This window comes from Lentzea flaviverrucosa, from assembly GCF_003350445.1.
Classification (GTDB): domain Bacteria; phylum Actinomycetota; class Actinomycetes; order Mycobacteriales; family Pseudonocardiaceae; genus Lentzea; species Lentzea californiensis.
The window spans coordinates 200318-218276 of record NZ_QQAU01000011.1 but is presented as its reverse complement, the minus strand read 5'-3'; the positions used below and the strand labels follow the sequence as shown (position 1 = coordinate 218276).

The 17959-nt window shown below is 65.3% G+C and carries 13 protein-coding genes; 11 read left to right on the top strand and 2 right to left on the bottom strand.

The window, feature by feature from the left end:
- Positions 1 to 64: 64 nt before the first annotated feature.
- The 5 genes from DFR72_RS30590 (at position 65) to DFR72_RS30565 (ending at position 4796) form a co-directional block, all read left to right on the top strand.
- The gene (locus DFR72_RS30590) at positions 65 to 412 is read left to right on the top strand and encodes a hypothetical protein (protein WP_090069491.1); all 348 of its coding nucleotides are present in this window, start codon (positions 65 to 67) and stop codon (positions 410 to 412) included.
- Positions 413 to 417: 5 nt separating this feature from the next.
- Complete coding sequence (locus DFR72_RS30585) at positions 418 to 888, top strand: hypothetical protein (protein ID WP_143086867.1); 471 nt, start codon at positions 418 to 420, stop codon at positions 886 to 888.
- Positions 888 to 1832, top strand: a complete 945-nt coding sequence (locus DFR72_RS45090; RefSeq protein ID WP_143086866.1) for an ATP-dependent Clp protease adaptor ClpS — start codon at positions 888 to 890, stop codon at positions 1830 to 1832. The genes DFR72_RS30585 and DFR72_RS45090 overlap by 1 nt, the downstream gene beginning before the upstream one ends.
- Before the next feature lie 204 nt (positions 1833 to 2036).
- Complete coding sequence (locus tag DFR72_RS30570) at positions 2037 to 3434, top strand: DUF3987 domain-containing protein (protein WP_090069485.1); 1398 nt, start codon at positions 2037 to 2039, stop codon at positions 3432 to 3434.
- A 147-nt stretch (positions 3435 to 3581) separates the two neighbouring features.
- A complete protein-coding gene (locus DFR72_RS30565; protein WP_090069484.1) occupies positions 3582 to 4796 on the top strand; it encodes a tyrosine-type recombinase/integrase in 1215 nt (404 codons plus the stop codon).
- 54 nt (positions 4797 to 4850) lie between these two features.
- On the opposite strand, the gene DFR72_RS47975 is transcribed toward DFR72_RS30565, so the two are convergent.
- The gene (locus tag DFR72_RS47975) at positions 4851 to 5123 is read right to left on the bottom strand and encodes a plasmid mobilization protein (protein ID WP_369679978.1); all 273 of its coding nucleotides are present in this window, start codon (positions 5121 to 5123) and stop codon (positions 4851 to 4853) included.
- 123 nt (positions 5124 to 5246) lie between these two features.
- A complete protein-coding gene (locus DFR72_RS30555) occupies positions 5247 to 5558 on the bottom strand; it encodes a BrnT family toxin (RefSeq protein WP_090069480.1) in 312 nt (103 codons plus the stop codon).
- Between the two features lie 89 nt (positions 5559 to 5647).
- Here DFR72_RS30555 and DFR72_RS30550 point away from each other — a divergent pair, with 89 nt between their 5' ends.
- The 6 genes from DFR72_RS30550 (at position 5648) to pglX (ending at position 17914) form a co-directional block, all read left to right on the top strand.
- The gene (locus DFR72_RS30550) at positions 5648 to 6121 is read left to right on the top strand and encodes a DUF6941 family protein (RefSeq protein ID WP_090069479.1); all 474 of its coding nucleotides are present in this window, start codon (positions 5648 to 5650) and stop codon (positions 6119 to 6121) included.
- 1002 nt (positions 6122 to 7123) lie between these two features.
- On the top strand, positions 7124 to 9112 hold the full coding sequence (locus DFR72_RS30545; protein ID WP_090069477.1) for a GmrSD restriction endonuclease domain-containing protein: 1989 nt from the start codon (positions 7124 to 7126) through the stop codon (positions 9110 to 9112).
- A 104-nt stretch (positions 9113 to 9216) separates the two neighbouring features.
- The gene (gene pglW / locus DFR72_RS30540; protein WP_090069475.1) at positions 9217 to 13431 is read left to right on the top strand and encodes a BREX system serine/threonine kinase PglW; all 4215 of its coding nucleotides are present in this window, start codon (positions 9217 to 9219) and stop codon (positions 13429 to 13431) included.
- Positions 13432 to 13440: 9 nt separating this feature from the next.
- On the top strand, positions 13441 to 13797 hold the full coding sequence (locus DFR72_RS30535; protein WP_342768689.1) for a Scr1 family TA system antitoxin-like transcriptional regulator: 357 nt from the start codon (positions 13441 to 13443) through the stop codon (positions 13795 to 13797).
- Positions 13798 to 13883: 86 nt separating this feature from the next.
- Positions 13884 to 13997, top strand: coding sequence for a DUF397 domain-containing protein (locus tag DFR72_RS47970; RefSeq protein WP_369679976.1), 114 nt, complete (start codon positions 13884 to 13886; stop codon positions 13995 to 13997).
- Between the two features lie 11 nt (positions 13998 to 14008).
- Positions 14009 to 17914, top strand: a complete 3906-nt coding sequence (gene pglX / locus DFR72_RS30525; protein ID WP_114773804.1) for a BREX-2 system adenine-specific DNA-methyltransferase PglX — start codon at positions 14009 to 14011, stop codon at positions 17912 to 17914.
- Positions 17915 to 17959 lie beyond the last annotated feature (45 nt).

Sequence of the window (17959 nt, the reverse complement as noted above, 5' to 3'; positions counted from 1 at the left end):
TCCGACGCCGTGAGCTTGCCGAGCGCCGTCGGCAGCGCACGGCGGCACGAGAGCTGGTGACCGCATGAGCACCGCGGTCGTCCAGACGACGAACGCACGGACGGCGTGCCGGCGCGCGCAGTTCGTCTCCCCGCCGCTCGCGTTCCGGTTCGCCGACACCAACCCGCGCATCGGTCGTTCCCTTGCCCAGTCGCGGTTTCACGAGCTGCCGCAGCACGTGGCGAGTGTGGTCGCGGATCGATTGCGCCTGACGCCGCAGGTGTGGGACGCGCTGGCCGAGGACGACGAGGTGCACGGCTTCGTTGGCGCGAAGGCGGTGTTCGAGGTGTGGCAGACCCGCGAGGGCTGGCGATCCCGGCAGTTCACGCGACCAGGTACCGAGGTGCTCGACTCCGAGGACGACGGGGTGTGATTCTGATGGCTGCCAACGCTTCTGGGTTCGTGCCGCAGGTCGAGCTGTCCGCCTACGAGCGGGACCGGCCCGTGCTGGACGAGTACCTGACCGAGGTGCAGCGGGTGCGGTTCTACGCCGCCGGCCACCGATGGCCGCTCGTGCTCGGTGACGGCGAGATCGCCGCAGCGCTACACGTCGCGAACGGTGAGCTGCCCGAGGACGTGGACGAGCTGGCGGAGCTGGCGTTCCACGGCGTCCTCACCGAGGGCCTGGACTACGCTAGGGCGCTCGACCTGGCCACCAAGGCGCTGTTCCAGCGGCTCGCTCTCGGCACCGCCACGAACGAGGACCGGGTCCTGTTCCCGGAGTGGTGGAACAGCGCGGACCGCTACCAGGCCTGTGCGCAGGCCGCCGCGACGCTGTGTGTGCACGCCCTGCGGTCGCCTCGCACGCTCCCGGCCATCAGCGGTACGGCGCCGTGGGAGGTGGCGTGATGACCGCGCTGAAGCAGGCTCGGGGTGCGGGTGGCTGGTCACGGACCACGATGGTGCGCAAGCTGCGTGCCGTGGCCGCGCGGGAGGGCGAGAACCTGCCGGGCGATGCCAGCATGATCCGGATGGTGGCGCGCTGGGAGAACGACGACACACTGCCCAGCGAGTTCTACCAGCGTCTGCTGTGCGCGCTGTACGGGCGCTCGCAGGTGGAGCTGGGTTTCCGGCCCGCTGTCGAGGTGGACCGGGACACGCTGGTGGCGGTGCTCTACGTCGCGCCGTTCGACGCGGCGACCCGGCCGGTGGAACAGCTGCGCGCCTACGCCCAGCGTGGTGAGCGACCCGCATTGCGAGGTCGCCACGCTCGCAGACGGCATCCGACAGGCCCGGCAATGCCCGGCTATGTGGTTGGACGTCGACCGGTTGCGTGCCTGCGAGTCCATGGCAGACACGGTGCTGGCCACCGGACTACAGCAGCCGGTTCCGCTGTGGCTCTCGGCAGCGCAGGTCGCGGCCGGACGTGTCGCCTCCACCCTGCCGCAGGAGGTGGCGTGATGCGCGCACACCTGGGCAAGGAGGGTGTCGAGCTCTCGGCACGGTTCCGGGTTAGCGGGCGCGGCCCGACGGTGATCGCCGCGCGGTTCAACATCCCGTTGCGGTTCGAGGACCTGGTCTCGATCCTTTACGCCGCGCCGCTGACCGGTGAGCAGCTGGCCGACGCCGACCGCATCCGCGAGACCGTGCTGGACGTGCTGCTCAACCACGGGGCGAACAAGGTCGCCGACGACAAAGCCCGGCTGGAACGGGCGATCGAGACGCGCGCGGCCGACGTCGACCAACCCAGGCTGATCACCTGCAAACGGCGGGTCACCGAGCTGTTCCTCACCGCGGACAACGGGTTGCGGAACTCGCGTGACCGGTCGTCGATCCTGCGCCGCACAGGCTGACGCGCCGCTCACACATCGTGATCACGCGCAGGCCCGACGTCAATTGACGTCAGACGCGCGGATCCTCGCGCACTCGCGTCCTACGCGTGCGTGTGTGTGCGTACGTGCGTCGCGCGCGCCAGACGTTGCCTGACAACGGTTCTGACGAACTTCTGTCCCCTCGGGACGATCACCCTCGGTCATCTTTTGGAGAGGTCTACGCGCATGGCACCGGACCCCGCACTGGGCGGGACGCCAGCTTCCGAGCCGCCCGCCGGCCGATGGCTGCGTCCCGTCCGGGACACCGGCACCGAAGCGGCACCCGGTCTGGACGAGCTGGAACAGCTGGCCGCCCACGCCCGCGAACGGGTCGCCCAGGTGCGGCTGTGGCTGCCGCAGATAGAGGAGGCGGTATTCGACTGCTACCTCGGCAACCTGGCCGCCCAACTCGACCCGCACACCGAGGCCGACCAAGTCGGCGTGCTCGCCACGCTGCTCGGTGCCGCCGGAGCGCACCTCGGTCCCGGCCCGCACCTGCAACTCGGGTACGAGCGGCACCCGCTGCTGATCTGGCCGATGCTCATCGGGCAGACCGGCGTGGGCAAGAAAGGCACCGCCTACAACGCAGCGAAAGCCCTGCTGTCGTTCACCGACAACGACTTCGTGGCCCAGAACATCCACTCCGGACTGTCCAGCGGTGAAGGCCTGGCGTCGGTGTTCGCCGCCGAAGCCGAGACCGGCAAGACAGGCCGCAAGCCGCGGTTGCTGCCCGACGGGGACTGCCGACTGCTGGCCTACGAACCCGAGTGGGGAACCGTCATGGCCCGCATGCGCCGCGAGGGCAACACACTGTCCGCGACGCTGCGCGCGGCCTGGGAAGGCGGCAACCTGTCCACCCTCAACGTGGACGCCCGCGTGGCCCGCCAGTCCCACATCAGCATCAGCGCCCACATCACCCCGAAGGAGTTCCGCGAGAAAGTCTCCGCAGCCGACATGGCAGGTGGCACCTACAACAGGTTCCTACCCATCGCCGTCGCACAGTCCAAACTGCTCGACACCCCGACCCCGGCCGAACCGACGCTGATGCTCCAGCTGGGAGCCTCGCTGTTCGAGCGGCTCCGCCAGGCGGGCGACGTCGGCGCGGTGGGCTTCACAGACGCCGGAGCACTGGCCTGGCGACGGCTCTATATCGAGTTCGCCAGCCGCGACGGCGACACCGAAACCCCGGTCGAGGAGTTCATCTCCCGCGCCGCACCACACTGCCTGCGCATCGCCGCCATCTACGCCCTACTCGACCGCGCAGACAGCATCGCCCCCGCTCACCTGGCCGCCGCGTCCGCCCTGGTCCGCTACTCGATCGCCTCTGCGGCAGCAGTCCTGAGTCCCAACGACACCGTGGTGCGCCTGGCCGCCTGGATCGCCGAAGCCGGGGCAGAGGGACGCACACGCAAGGACGTCACCGTGGAGTTCTTCGGCGGCAACGCAAGGCGGGTGGGCGTCGACCCCACGCGTCTGCTTGACCAGTTGATCCAGAGCGGCCGGTTCGAACGCATTTCCCGGCCACCAGCCAGCGGACGCGGACGACCAACCGAGGTCTACCGCGCTCAAACACGACGAACTTGACGAACTTACGAACTAAGTCGGCTGACCTGCGGGAACGCTCTCGACTTAGTTCGTCAGTGACGAACTAAGTCAAACACAAAACCGCAGGTCAGGGCATTTAGTTCGTAAGTTCGTCAAGTTCGTCAGCCCAACCTTGAAGGGATCACCATGGCCGCCAAACGACCACCAATCGGCGTCAAGTTGTCAGTCGACATCGAGCACCTGCCCGACCGCCCGACGCCGTACCGCGCCCGCGTGCGGTGGATTGATCCGGTGACCGGCAAGCGTCCGTCGCGTTCTCACTCGTGTGAGACCGAGGACGAGGCCGTGGCGTGGATCGAGGGTATGGAGCGCGCTGCCGCTGGTGGCGTCGACCCGAACGCCGCGATGATGACGCTGGCGGAGTACGGCACGCCGGACGTTCTGACGCTCGCGTTGCGCGGCCTGGAGGACAAGACACTGCCGCCTTACATGTGCGGCTGGAAGCTGCGCATCCTGCCGTCGCTGGGACACCTGCCCGTGCGGATGATCACGGCAGGCGCAGTGGACCGCGCCGTGATGGATCCGGAGTCGGGTTGGATCGCGGAGGAGTGCAGCAAGTCCGTCGTCAAGAACACGCTAGCCATGCTCGTTCGGATCATGGAACAGGCGCTTCGCGACGGCATCATCGATCGCAACCCAGCACGGATCAAAGGCTGGCAGAAGCAGTACGCCCGTGTAGAGGATGAACTGGACGACCCACGCTCGCTCGCGCTGCCGGACTGGCCCACCCTTCTACGCCTCGCCGACGCGCTGGCCGCTCGTTCGGCCGGCGAATACGACGGCTGGCGTGACGTCGTGTTGTTCGCCGCGTGCACCGCCGCGCGCATCGGGGAGATCTCAGGCTGCCGTGTACGGGACATCAACCGCGACGACTGGACATGGACGGTCAGGCGTCAAACGACGACCGCACCGGGCGGCTTGGTCGACAAGGGCACCAAAGGCAAACGCGCCCGGATCGTGCCGTTGATTGACGAGATTCGCGAGATGGTGGAGCGTCGCATCGCGAACACGGACGGCACGAAGGACGCGCGGCTGTTAGTTGGTCCGCGTGGTGGGCGAGTCAGCACTGCGGTGCTGCGCGATGCGACGCACTGGGACGAGGTCGTGACCAAGCTCGGGTTCGACCACCTGAAGCGCCACAGCCTGCGGCACACCGGCCTGACGTGGATGGCCGACGCCGGCGTGCCGATTCATCATCTTCAGAAGATCGCCGGGCACGGCTCGATCACGACCACACAGCGGTATCTGCACCCGCATAACCAAGCGGTCAGCGACGCAGGCGTCTTGCTGTCTGCCCACTTGCGGAGGCCCGCTGCCATCCCAAAGCTCCGTGTCGTGTAGCGCTGTGCGCCGCCCGCATCAGGTCCGATGTTGGCAGTGAAGACTGGAAGACGCCTACCCACAACCGGTGAGTTCGTGGGTATCGCCGAGCAGCGTGGGGTCTACGTTGCCTGGCCCGCTCAAGATCGTCACAGCAGGTTTGACCAGCGCGACTTGCCACGACACCCAGGGACTGTGTGTCGTAGTCGGAGTGGCCGGCGTGTGTTCTGGCGAGTGAGCCTGGACGAGCGCAGCTTCACGCAGGAACGCGGAAACGCTCAGGCCTCGCTCCTCCGCGGCGGTTCGGACTAGCGCGGCCTCTTCTGGACTAAGTCGCACAGAGATCATCGAAGCAAGACGACGCCGTGCCTTTGGCGGCTCGGGATCCCCCCACTCATCAGGGTCATCCTTGTGAGCTTCGTAGCGTGCGGCGCGCTCTCGTTCACTCTCCATGGTGACGCTCCCCTCGGGTCACAGATACCGCGATCGTTCACCAGCGGTTGAGTCCCAGCCGGTGAATACGCGGATGATCCGGCGCTCTTCGTCGTACTGAAGCACCAGCGTAAGCACTCGACCGCTGTCCGCTCGGCCGATCAGCTTCCAGTCGCCGCTCCGGTTCTTCTTGTTGGGTACGAACACCCCTCCGTTGTCGAAGACCTGCTCCGCTTCCCAAGCTGAGATCGCGGGCCTGTCTGGTCGGCTCTCGGCTAGATGGGCTGTGTTGCCGCGCTCGTCCGCGTCGTCGTCCCAATCGAAGGCCTCAGCGTCTTCTGGGTGCGCCACGCCTTAGCTCCTAGGTTTGACATGTATGACCATACGTGCTGCCATGGTCATACACAACGCTGTTGATGGTCTTACACCCAGGAGGGCGTATGGATGCGACCGCGATCATCTGTGACTACGCCCAGGTGAACGGCGGCAAGCTGTACATCGTTGGCGCGGCGATCAACCTCGTCGGCACGCCATCGGCGGCGCCGCCTCATCCCATCAGCTTGTCTGTGGGGGTGCTGGTCACGATCCCCTGGAACGCTCATAACCAAGTGCATCGGTTAAAAATCTCGCTTGTTAGCGAAGACGCGGTGAAGATTCCGATTGCACACGGTCTGCCTGGTCAAGTGGTTCCCGAGGAAGACGAGGGCAGCGTCACGGCGCAGTTCAACGCTGGACGCGGACCGCTGATGCAGGCTGGCGAAGCAACGACCTTGCCGCTTGCAGTGCCGCTGAACGTTGCAGTGCCATCACTCGGCGGCTACAGCGTGATCGTCGAGCTTGACGGGTCCGAGATGACACGAGCCAAGTTCCGAGTGCTGCACTCTGCCCAGATCAGCAGTGCTGTAAATACATGATCGCGGCTACCTCCGAACTACGCGGATGATCTCGCACTGGATAGGCGCCAACCGTCTTCCCCGTCGCCCCGTCCCTGCTGCTGCCAGCGAAAGCAGTTGATGTCAAAAGTGGCTGCGGCTACCGGGTCGGTCGCACCTCTGCACCAGCGACAGGCTATGTCGCGGAGCCTGACCCCTGATCCTTACCGAGAAGGCTCAAACTCAGCGGCGCGAGGGGACTCCGGCAGGGTCCGCATTGATCAAGAACAGAATTCTGAACACAGCACAGCCATCGACAGCCAAGCCTCATTGCCACCATCGGTCCACAAGTGGTCCACAGCCTGACCTGGGTGTGGACCACGTTCCGAATCACCACAAAACGAGAGAAAGCCTCCTGACCTGGCATAATGCCATGATCAGGAGGCTTTCCATGACCGTCGGGACGACAGGATTTGAACCTGCGACCCCTTGACCCCCAGTCGTGGAACGACTGAGCGTCGTGCTCCGGCCTGTTCTTCCAGGTCGTCTCCAAGTGTAACTGGCCGAGTAAAGGAGTCGCTGATCTAAGGCTCGAACGGATCGGCCTGACGCCGTCAGGCAGGCTCGCGGCTGTCGGCGCCCCGAGCACGTCCCAGGCCACTAGTCCTCTCAGCGCCGATCCATCGCGCGAGCGCCGACGGCGAAGTGCCGCCGTTCGACGAGCGCTGGGGAACGCGTGACCCTCTCCCAGAACAAGATCAGCACGATTCGTGTTCAGTACACCAAGGAAAACTTGGAGTCCGACACGTCTCGCCAGAGAGTGCTGCGTACGTTGGTTCTGCGTGTGCCGATGACGCTCACGTCACCCAGATGGCTTACTGCGCATCTCCTCGTTCAGATCGCGGCACCAGCTGTGATCACGCGGATACGTTAAATCAACCAACGCGGTAGACCGATCGAGGGGTACGACCCGCTAACGCCTGCGCACGACCCCGCGATTATGAGTCGATCGACGCACTCATCGACGGTGGGAGTTCCGGCAGCATGCCCGTTGACAAGACCGAGCGCGAGATCGGCGCATTGGTAGGCCAGATCGAACGCGGCGAGATCAAGCTGCCGGAGATCCAGCGCGGCTACGTGTGGAAGCCGACCCAGGTGGCGAAACTCGTTGAGTCGCTGTACCGCGGCTACCCGTCAGGTTCGCTGCTGTTCTGGCAGACCAACGATGCTCCGCAGACCCGAGCGGTGGCGATCGGCAACCCGGTTGCCCAGCCGGCCGTGATACCGCTGTACCTGCTGGACGGACAGCAGCGCGTGACGTCTCTGCACCGTGTTCTTACGGATCACCCGCAGGCCGCCATCGTGTTCAACATCGAGAACGAGAAGTTCCAGAACCAGAGCGCTGCCACCGCCAAGGATCCACGCTGGATCAAGGTTTTCGACGTCCTCAAGCCCGGGGTCGACCAATGGGAGCTCGTCGGGAGACTTCACCAGCTCAATCCCGACCTCGGTCCCAATGACATCAGCAAGCGTCTGCAGCGCCTGGCGACCATCCCGAGTCACAAGTTCCACATGGAGGTGTTGCGCGACTTCCCGTACGACGAGGTCACGCAGATCTTCGTGCGGGTGAACAGCGGTGGGCGTCCACTCAGGACATCAGACTTGGCCCTCGCGACGCTGTCGGCCCGCTGGCCCGGCGTGCTGACGAAGCTCGAGGACGAAGCGCTCTATTGGACGCAACGCGGATACGGCGACGTCGACGTCACCTTCCTGACCAGGGCGCTCACCGGGGCAGTGCTCGGCCGCGGCTTGTCCGCTTGGTCGCATGCCAGGTTGGTCGCCGCCACCGACGACCAACTGGAAAGCGGCTGGGCAACCGTGCAGCGCGGCCTGCGGCATCTCGTTCCCTTGCTACAGAACAACCTCGGCGCGTCACACAGCAAGCTGCTGCCTTCGATGATCGTGTTGCTCCCGTTGATCGTGCTGCTCGGTGAGCGCGACGACGAGCAACTCGACACGGCAAGCGCCAACGGCATCCTCTACTGGTTCCTGCTCGCGACCATCCGCAACCGCTACAGCGGCTCCACCGACACTCGCCTCGGCCAGGACATACCCGCGGCTCGCACGGAAGCTCCGGTGAAGCAGCTGCTCGGCAACCTCGGCGTGGTCGACGCCGGAATGACCGTGACACCTCAGGACCTCGTCGGCCGGACAGTGGGAAGTCCGTTCTTCTTCCTCAGCTTCCTCGTGGCGAAGGAGGCAGGAGCGAAGGACTGGTGGGACAGCATCGCCATCTCCGCCGCCGCGGAAGGAAGCCAAAGGCTGGAGTACCACCACGTTCACCCACAGGCGACGCTCAAGAACCACACCGCGAAGTACAGCAAGGCGGAGATCAACGACCTCGCGAACCTGGCGTTCATCTCGGGCAAGGCCAATCGCAAGATCAGCCACAGGTCTCCCGCTGACTACTTCCCGACCCTCGGTGACCAGGAGCTCGCCACCCACCTCATTCCGCTCGACAGCTCGTTGCGGGATGCCGACGCGTACAGGTCGTTCCTGGCCACGCGACGCGGGTTGCTCGCCAATGCGATGACCAGCCTGCTCGACCAGTTCAAACCCGCATGGCTGACGTCTGCGGCAGAGTCCGTCGATCCGATCTCCGGCTCCGTGCTCGAGTTCGCGCGGTACGACAACCCTTCTGGTGACGGCGTACTGGTCGCGACGGCACACGGAGCAGGTGCGGACTGGTCGGGCAGGATTTCGGCTGTGGACCTGGACGACGTGCTTGCCGCGGCAGCGGCGGGTGTCAACGGAGACCTGGTCGTTGGCGGTGAAAGCGTGCCCGTCCTGGTTGATGACGACTTGATCGAGATTCCGATCGGCCCGTTCCTCGTCACCGGAACCGCCTCGGAGTGGGGGAAGGTGCTCGGCCGTGAGAAGGATGACGCACAGCCGATGGCGAACTTCGCCGAGCCGAAGCCGTCGTCGTGGGAGGGCGAGCGCGTTCCATTCCCGGTGACCAGTGTCGACTGACGAGGGCCTGACGCGTCACAACGAACAGCGTTGATCGCAGAGGGTGATCATCTGGTCAGCGATGAGGTCGGGCATGATGGATCGTCGAGCTGGAGGGGCACGGGGTGGAAGAGCAGTCGAGCAGGTGGCACGAGATCACGCAGTCAGCGTTCAAACACGAGCGCGCGGCATTGCGGCACGTGCGGGAGCTCCTGCCCGACCGGCATCCCTACGCAGCCTGGGCCAACTTCACCTTCACGCCCAAGGAAGGCGGTCAGCCAGAGGTCGATCTCCTCGTCGCCACGCCGAGCGGCCTGCACCTCATCGAGATCAAGAGCCTCAGAGGCAGGCTGTCCAACCACTTCGCCACCTGGGTACAGCACCGGCCGAACGGCAGCACGTGGACGTTCGACAACCCGCTGGGTGACGCCGATCTGAAGGCCAAGAAGCTCAAGTCCCTGCTCGTGCAGGCAGCCAGGCAGGACCGGATCACCGTTCCGTACGTGTCGGCCGCCATCTTCCTGTCGGAACCGAGCCTGGTGTGCCAGCTCGCCGAAGGACAGAAGTACAACGTGTTCGGCCCCGAGGACGGCACGTCGCTACCCAAGATCGGCTCTGACCTGCTGCTCGGCGCCGTGAGCCGCACACCACCGAGCGCGGAGTTCTTCCGCGCTCTTCCCCGCCTGTTGCAACGGGTAGGGATTCACCGAACCAGGCGCAGCGTCACCGTCGGCCAGTGGCAGATCGAGCCTCGCCCCTATGCGAGCGGCCCGACATGGCAGGACCACGACGCGACGCGCGAGGACATGCCGGGCGAGTACCGCAGGGTCCGCATCTATCTCTACGAACGCGAAGCGGATCCAGACAAACAGCGATCGATCCGTGCGGCCGCGGAACGTGAGTTCCGTGCTTGCCAAGGCATCCATCACCCAGGCCTGCTCCGGCCGGTGGACTTCGTCGACCACGAGGCCGGGCCCGCGTTGCTCATCGAGCAGGCGCAGGACGCGCAACGGCTCGACCACTTCGTCGCGCAGCGGCACGGCGAACTGGACCTGCCGACCCGGCTCGACCTGATCCGCCAGCTCGCCGAAGCGGTGAACTATGCCCACGAACGCAGGCTGGTGCACCGGGCGCTGTCGCCACGCGCCGTGATCGTGCAGCCGACTGGCGACGACTGGACCAAGCCCCGTCTGCAGGTCGGTGAGTGGCAGGCCGCCGCCCGTGGCTTGTCCGGTCCGTCGACCATGCACCAGCTGCGGCCGAGCACCGGCGCGGCCGCCCACGTCGAAGAGGCTTCAGCCGCGTATCTGGCGCCGGATTTCACCGAGGAGCCGGACGGCACCGTGGCGATCGACGTCTTCGGCGTCGGCGCGATCGCGTACCTGCTCCTCACCGGACAACCGCCCGCATCGACCCGGCCGGAACTGCTGGAGCAGCTCAGCAAGCAGGGCGGCCTGCACCCACGTGCCGTGGACGACGGCATCCCCGACGAGCTCGACACGGTGATCGCGCTCGCGACGGCGCCCGTGGTCGGCTCTCGGTTCACCGATGTCGCCGAGTTCATCGACGAGCTCGACAAGGCACAACAGTCCGATGAGCCCGCCAGCGAACGCAACGATCCTTGGAATGCCTCCAAGGGTGAGGCGCTGGCCGAAACCGACTACGTCGTCGAGCGTGTTCTCGGCACCGGCGCCACCGCGCGAGCGTTCCTGGTGATGCACGACGGGATCGACACCGTGGTCAAGGTGTCGCGATCCGCGGAAGCCGAGGACCGCCTCGTCGACGAGGCGGCGGCGCTCGAACACCTCCGGCACGACCACATCGTCGTTCTGCGCCGGAGCCTGTTTCCGCTGGGCACCAGGCACGCCATCGAGATCGACTACGCGGGCGACCGCTCACTCGCCCACGTGCTGCGCAACGAAGGCGCGCTCCTGCCGGACAAGCTGCAACTACTCGGTGACCAGTTGCTGGATGCGTTGGCATACCTCGAAAAGAAGGGTGTCATCCACCGCGACATCAAGCCGGACAACCTCGGTGTGCGCAACCATCCGAGGTTCGGCCGCGCTTTGGTGCTGTTCGACTTCTCTCTGGCGGGGGCGCCCGTCACGGACGTCAATGCCGGCACGCGCGGCTATATTGACCCGTTCCTCGGAACCGACCGGCGTCCCGTCTATGACGCACATGCCGAGCGCTACGCCGCAGCGGTCACGCTGCACGAGATGGCGAGCCTGGAGCTGCCTGCGTGGGGCGACGACGGCACCAATCCGCGCTTCGTCACCGAGCCTGTGACGCTGTCGAGTGAACTCTTCGAAGCTCCGTTGCGGGAGCCGTTGCGGACGTTCTTCGGCCGGGCGTTGCACCGCGACGCAGAGCAGCGGTTCGGGTCGGCGCTGGAGATGCGCGAGGCCTGGCAACGGGTATTCACCGCGCTCGACGAGACCGGCCCCGCCGCGGTGTCGTCGTCCGGTTCGGACAACCCGGTCGAGCTGCGTCAGGAAGCCGCTGACCGCGCCACACTCGACACGGCGCTCGACGCAGCGGGTCTCACCCTGCGCGCCGTCGCTGTCGCCCATCGCCTGGGCGCGAACACTGTCGGGGATCTGCTCGACCTCCGGCTCAACGAGGTGCGCAAGGCTCGTGGCTTGAGCCGCAAGACGCGCGACGAGCTGATCGATCGCATCACCCAGTGGCGAGCGCGACTGCTTGCCGATCCGAGCGCCATCAAGACCGCCCGGCTGCCCGCGGACGTCGACGGGTCGCGGTTGCCACTCGACGCGATCGTGGCCGGCCTGGTCCCTACGACCAAGCGGCGCAACGACAGTCAGGCCACGATCAGCCGGCTCCTGCTCGGATTGCCCGACGAGGGTGGTGCGCTGCCGGAGCTGCGCTGGCCGACCAATGTGCAGGTCGCCAAGTCGACGAACCTCACGCAGGGCCGGATCGCCCAAGTTCTGTCCGGGCGGCGTAAGGCGTGGTCGGGTACTGACGTGCTCGGCGTCGTGCGGGGCGAGATCGTCGAAGCGCTAACCGCATTGCGTCGGGTGGCCGCGGCCGAGGAACTCGCCGACCACCTCCTTGCCCAGCACGGCTGTTCGGACGCCACCGACCAGGCGCACCGCAAGGCGTACGCGTACGCGGTACTCCGTGCTGCTGTGGAAACCGACTCGGTGCTCGATGAGCCGCGTTTCACGCTCCGGAGGCACCACGACCGCGTGCTGATGGCGCTGCAGGTCGGGTCGAAGGACCCGGTCGACACACCGTCCGACGAGGCCCTGCTCGACCTCGCGGTGCAGCTGATCAAAAAAGCTGAGGAGCTGGCCACCCAGGACCCGCTGCCGACCCCTACCGCCGTGGTCCGCGTGCTGGCGGCGTGCGCGGAGCGTTCCGGCGAGATCTTCGACGAGAAGCGGCTGATCAAACTCGCCACCGTGGCGTCGGGGTCCGTGCTCGCAAACGTCCGCCTGGAGCTGTACCCGAAGGACCTCCCGCTCGTACGTGCGCTGCGCCTCTCCCAGGCCGGGGCCGGACTACCGGACACCGGTCTCGACGCGAGCGGACTCCAGCAACGCGTCGACAACCGTTTTCCCGGTCTGAAGCGGTTGCCCACCGGCAAAGCGCTGGTGACTTTGCTGACCGAGGCCGGCTTCTCAGTGGTCTGGGATGGCGAGCACTATCGGCCGCCGCTGCCCGCGATCACCGCGGTCACACCGGATCCGTCCACCTCCACGGGCACGATGAGCCCACCGTTGGTGGAAGGCACCGCCGCGAGCGATGTCGACGCGCGACTGGTTGAAGCCGCGCGTCACGGTGGCGTCCGCATCATCACCGTCCGACGCAAACGCTGGGAGCGTGCCCGCACGGCCGTGGAGATCGCGCTCGGAATGCCGGTGATCGACGTGTCGGTCGCGTTCGTCGCCGCGGTCCGACAGGTGGCTCGCCAGCTCAACATCCCGAGCTTCGACCGAGTGCTGCTGGCTGATGCCGCCGAACCGGGCAGCAACGACCAGCTCAACCTGCACCGCGTGGTCGCGCAGGCGTGCGAGCTGCTGGAGGCAGAGTGGTCGCGGCATCCGGTGCTGCCGCTGGACGCGCTCACGCCGCTGGGCCGATATCCCGCGGGGCAGGCGCTGCTGGAGCGCTTGGCTTCGCGGGCCCGCTACGGACCGGGAACCGAGGGCCTATCCGGCCCGGACGCCCTGGTATTGATCTCCCCGGCCGGAGACGAGACGAAGGTTCCGCGCATCGGCGACCACGTGATCCGAGTGAACACGCCCGAGGAGTGGGTGATCGCCCGTTCCCCGTGGCCTTCCGGGGTGCAGCCTCGGTCACAGGCGGGTTGATTCGGTTCCATTCTATGTGCGCACGGTGAGTACGCGCTGCGTGTGCCAATGGGCGGGCGCGTTGGGATGGCCCAGCAGGTGCACCATCTAACTCAGTTCGCCGAGCGACCCAACGTCACGATCAACGTCATTCCTGCTGAGGTTGTCGCCCACCCAGGCCTCACCGGCGCATTCGTGATCATGTCGTTCGACGATGCTCCGACGGTGGCCCACATCGAGGCCCGAACCGCACGCATTTTCACCGACGAACCGCGCGCCGTGGCGTTCCTGCAACAGACAGCAGGCAAACTGCTGGCGCTGTCGTTGAACCCTGTCGAGTCGATACGGTTGATGACATCGATCGTTGAGGACCTGAGCCGAGCGTGAGGCGCCCTAGGCATGACAGCGCCTACCAGCGCGACGTGGCGTAAGAGCAGCTACAGCGCTGGTGAGTCGACTGCATCGAGATTTCGGTGCGTCCAGCCAGGGTCGGCCTACGCGACTCAAAGAGTCCTGAGTCGGGCCATCTTGAAGTGAGCCGTGCCGTCTTCGCGAGGTTCGTGCGAACGCTTGCGGTGGGTGACTAATCTGACTCTTCGTGACGTCGCCCGCACCTGATCACTCCGCCCTGCTCGCCAACCTCCAGAAGCAGGTCATCGCCCTGGAGGATGACCTACGCGAGCAGGTGGACCTGCTACCCGATGTCAAGGCGAAGCTGGCGGACGATCACGCGAGGGCCACGAAGGCCAGGCGGACCGCGGCCACGTTCAACACCTTCCTCGGCGACGAGATCACCCAGGCCGCCGTCGCATGGGTCCTCGGCACAGTGTTCGTCCGCTGGTGCGAGGACAACCGCCTGATCGACCCGATGCTCTCCGGCCCAGGAGACCGCCTGGCCGAAGCCGAGGACGCGCACAACGCCTACTTCCGCGAGCAACCGCACGCGACCGACGCCGACTGGATCGAGCAGAGCTTCGACTCACTGCGCCGCAGCGACGCCGGCGCGATGCTGTTCGACAAGCAGCACAACCCGGCCTACCGCATTCCGGTGTCCCACGACGGCGCGAAGGCGCTGATCGCGTTCTGGCGCACCCGCCGTCCTGACGGCTCCCTGGTTCATGTCTTCCACGACGACTCCTGGGACACCCGTTTCCTTGGTGACCTCTATCAGGACATGTCCCAGGCGGCGAAAGACAAGTACGCCCTCCTCCAAACCCCGGACTTCGTCGAGGAGTTCATCCTCGACTACACGCTCAAGCCTGCTCTGGAGGAGTTCGGCCTCGAAGGCTTCCGCCTGATCGACCCGACGTGCGGATCAGGCCACTTCCTGCTGGGTGCGTTCCGCAGGCTGGTTGACACCTGGCGTGACGAGGCGCCTGGCTTGAGCGACACCGAGATCGCCCGCAAGGCGCTGGATTCAGTACACGGCGTCGACCTGAACCCATTCGCTGTAGCTATCGCCCGCTTCCGTCTCGTTCTCGCCGCTTGGGGCATGGCTGGTGTACGTACGATCAAGCAGGCCTCCGGCCAACGGTGGACGGTTACCGTCGCGACCGGTGACTCACTGCTCGCAGGCAAGCGTGGCAGCTTCGACGGAATGGATGAGGAGATCGGACTCCAGCTCGCGGCTGAGGACGTGCACGATTTTCCAAGTCTCCTTAACGAGGATTCGTATCACGTTGTCGTTGGAAATCCGCCATATATCACAGTGAGCGATTCGGCGCTTAATAACGAGTACCGACGCAACTACTCGGCCTGCCACCGCCAGTTCCAGCTCACCGTGCCCTTCGCCCAGCGCTTCTTCGAACTCGCTCGCCGAGCCAGTGCCGACAGTCAAGGCGCTGGCTTCGTCGGCCAGATCACATCGAACGGTTTCATGAAGCGCGAGTTCGGAACAAAGCTCGTGCAGGAATTCTTTCCAACCATTCAGCTAACCCACGTGATCGACACATCGGGGCCATTTATCCCTGGCCATGGCACACCAACACTCATCCTGGTGGGCCGCAACCGATCCCCCAACCGCGACCAGTTCGTCCGTGCGGTACTCGGCATCCAGGGCGAGCCCGCGCAGCCCAAAAATCCCGCCGAAGGTCTGGTCTGGACCGCCATCCGCAAGCAGATTGAAGAGGTTGGCAGCGAGTCCGAATGGATCAGCGTGACCGACTTCGACCGTAATCGGCTAGCCAAACACCCTTGGTCACTTAGCGGCGGCGGCGCAAACGAACTGATCGAGAAGATCGAGGCAGCATCAGCAAGGCAGCTACGTCAACTAGGGGCGAGCATCGGAACCGGCGCGGTCACGCGAGAAGACGGCGTTTTCCTGGTCGGCAACGGCACGGTCCGCCGAAAAGGCATACCACCACAGCACGCCATACCACTCATCGAGGGTGATGTCGTTCGCGATTGGCGCTTGACGGAGCTCGAGGCCGCAATTTGGCCGTACAACAGCCACAACCTGGAGTCGGCGGAACATTCAACCATCATTCAGTGGCTATGGCCATTCCGCCTACAATTGAGCTCACGAGTAGCATTTGGCAAGACCCAGATCGAACATGGGCGAAAGTGGTTCGAGTACTCAATGTTTTTCACGAACCGCTATCGAACACCTCTCTCCATTCCATTTGCTTTTGTCGCAACACACAACCACTTTGTCCTCGACCGGGGCGACAAGACCTTCAAGCAGTCCGCCCCGATAATTAAACTCCCAGCGGAAGCGAGCGAGGACGACCACATCGCGCTACTTGGCGTTCTCAACTCCTCAGCTGCATGTTTCTGGCTAAAGCAGGTGAGCCACAACAAAGGAAGCCAGTCCGGCTCCGGAGGCTTCATGCACGACACGTGGGAGGTCTTCTATGAGTTCACCAGCACTAAGCTAGAAAACTTCCCGCTGCCAGCCGAAAAACCACTCCACCGCACTCGGAAGCTGGACCAACTCGCCCAGCGGCTGACATCACTTTCTCCCGCTGCAATCGCAAGCTTCCGCGCCCCAACTAGGGAAGTTCTAAACGAAGCGAAGGAACAGTACGACGCAATTCATTCACAAATGGTGGCAACCCAGGAGGAACTCGACTGGGAGACATATTCCTACTACCAGCTTCTTTCCGACGCGGAAGAGGCAAACGTCGTCACCGAACCAACGGCGGATCTACCTGCGATCCTGCCTGGCGAGCGAGCGTTCGAGATCGCACTGGCACGTCAGGTAGCAGATGGCAAGACTGAAACCCATTGGTTCAGTCGCCACGAAACCGAAATTGTGACCGAGATACCGGCACATTGGCCCGAGAGCTACAAGCAGGTCGTGGAAGCCCGAATCGCGCTCATCGAGGGCCGCCGAGACATTGCCCTCCTGGAGCGGCCCGATCACAAACGCCGGTGGTGGGCGACGAAGGACAACCGCCCGCGACGATGGAAAGAACTGCAGGAAGAGGCTCTCACCGACTGGCTGCAGGACCGCTTGGAAGCACGCCACCTGTGGTTTGCCGAAGACGCCAACGGCGTAGAGCAGCCGACCATGCGCTCAGTCTCCGAACTGGCCGACCTGATCCGCGCGGACGATGACTTCACCGAGGTAGCCCGCCTCTGGGCAACGGACGCACTGGGCAACCAGGATGCCGACCTGGCGGAGATCGTCGCCGCGCTGGTAGACGAGGAGCACGTCCCGTTCCTCCCTGTCTACCGCTACAAGCCCGCTGGCCTGCGCAAGCGCGCCGACTGGGAAGACGTGTGGAACCTGCAGCGCCAGGAAGACGCAATCGCCGCAGAACTCAACAAGGACGTCACGGACCCGGCGGTACGCAAGGCAGTCGCTAACAAGCTCGGCGACATCCCCGTACCACCGAAGTACGGCTCCGGCGACTTCCTGCGCACCTCGTACTGGCGCCACCGCGGCAAGCTCGATGTGCCGAAGGAGCGGTTCATCTCCTACCCCACCGCGACCCGCGACGGCGACGGCAGCCTGCTGCTCGGGTGGGCAGGCTGGGACCACCGTGAGCAGGCACACGCGCTCGCCGTGCTGATCACCGCCCGCCACGGAGAGGACGGGTGGGATGGCGAACGACTGCTGCCGCTGCTCGCCGGTCTCGACGAGGTGCTGCCGTGGGTGGAGCAGTGGCACGGCGAGATCGACCCGGCGTTCGGTGCGTCGCCCTTCACGATCTACGACGGCTTCCTCGAAGGTCAGTTGGGCGATCTGCACATTCCCCGTGAGGATCTGCGGACCTGGCAGCCGAAGGGCCGGGTCGACGTCGCGCCACTCCCCCGCAAGGCGGGCCGAGCCAAACAGGCAGCGCCTCGGGCGAAGGTCGACATCGTGTTCACCGCCGAGCAGATCCAGGTCGTGATCGACTTCGCCGTCCACGGGCCCATGACGACGGCCCAGGCCGCCGAGGTCACGGGGCTGCCCACGCCAGCCACCAGGGCGCTGCTCAAGCACCTCGTCGAGCGCGGCAACCTCGTTCAGACCGGGCAGAAGCGCGGAACCAGGTTCGAACTCGCCGCGGGGTGACCGGCATTGGGGCGATCGAGCCCCAACGCTCTTTCTCCGAAGCGC

Bases quoted from the DNA above. Each gene is read 5' to 3' on its own strand.
- DFR72_RS30590 (WP_090069491.1), top strand. From the start codon at position 65: ATGAGCACCGCGGTCGTCCAGACGACGAACGCACGGACGGCGTGCCGG.
- DFR72_RS30585 (WP_143086867.1), top strand. From the start codon at position 418: ATGGCTGCCAACGCTTCTGGGTTCGTGCCGCAGGTCGAGCTGTCCGCC.
- DFR72_RS45090 (WP_143086866.1), top strand. From the start codon at position 888: ATGACCGCGCTGAAGCAGGCTCGGGGTGCGGGTGGCTGGTCACGGACC.
- DFR72_RS30570 (WP_090069485.1), top strand. From the start codon at position 2,037: ATGGCACCGGACCCCGCACTGGGCGGGACGCCAGCTTCCGAGCCGCCC.
- DFR72_RS30565 (WP_090069484.1), top strand. From the start codon at position 3,582: ATGGCCGCCAAACGACCACCAATCGGCGTCAAGTTGTCAGTCGACATC.
- DFR72_RS47975 (WP_369679978.1), bottom strand. From the start codon at position 5,123: ATGATCTCTGTGCGACTTAGTCCAGAAGAGGCCGCGCTAGTCCGAACC.
- DFR72_RS30550 (WP_090069479.1), top strand. From the start codon at position 5,648: ATGGATGCGACCGCGATCATCTGTGACTACGCCCAGGTGAACGGCGGC.
- DFR72_RS30545 (WP_090069477.1), top strand. From the start codon at position 7,124: ATGCCCGTTGACAAGACCGAGCGCGAGATCGGCGCATTGGTAGGCCAG.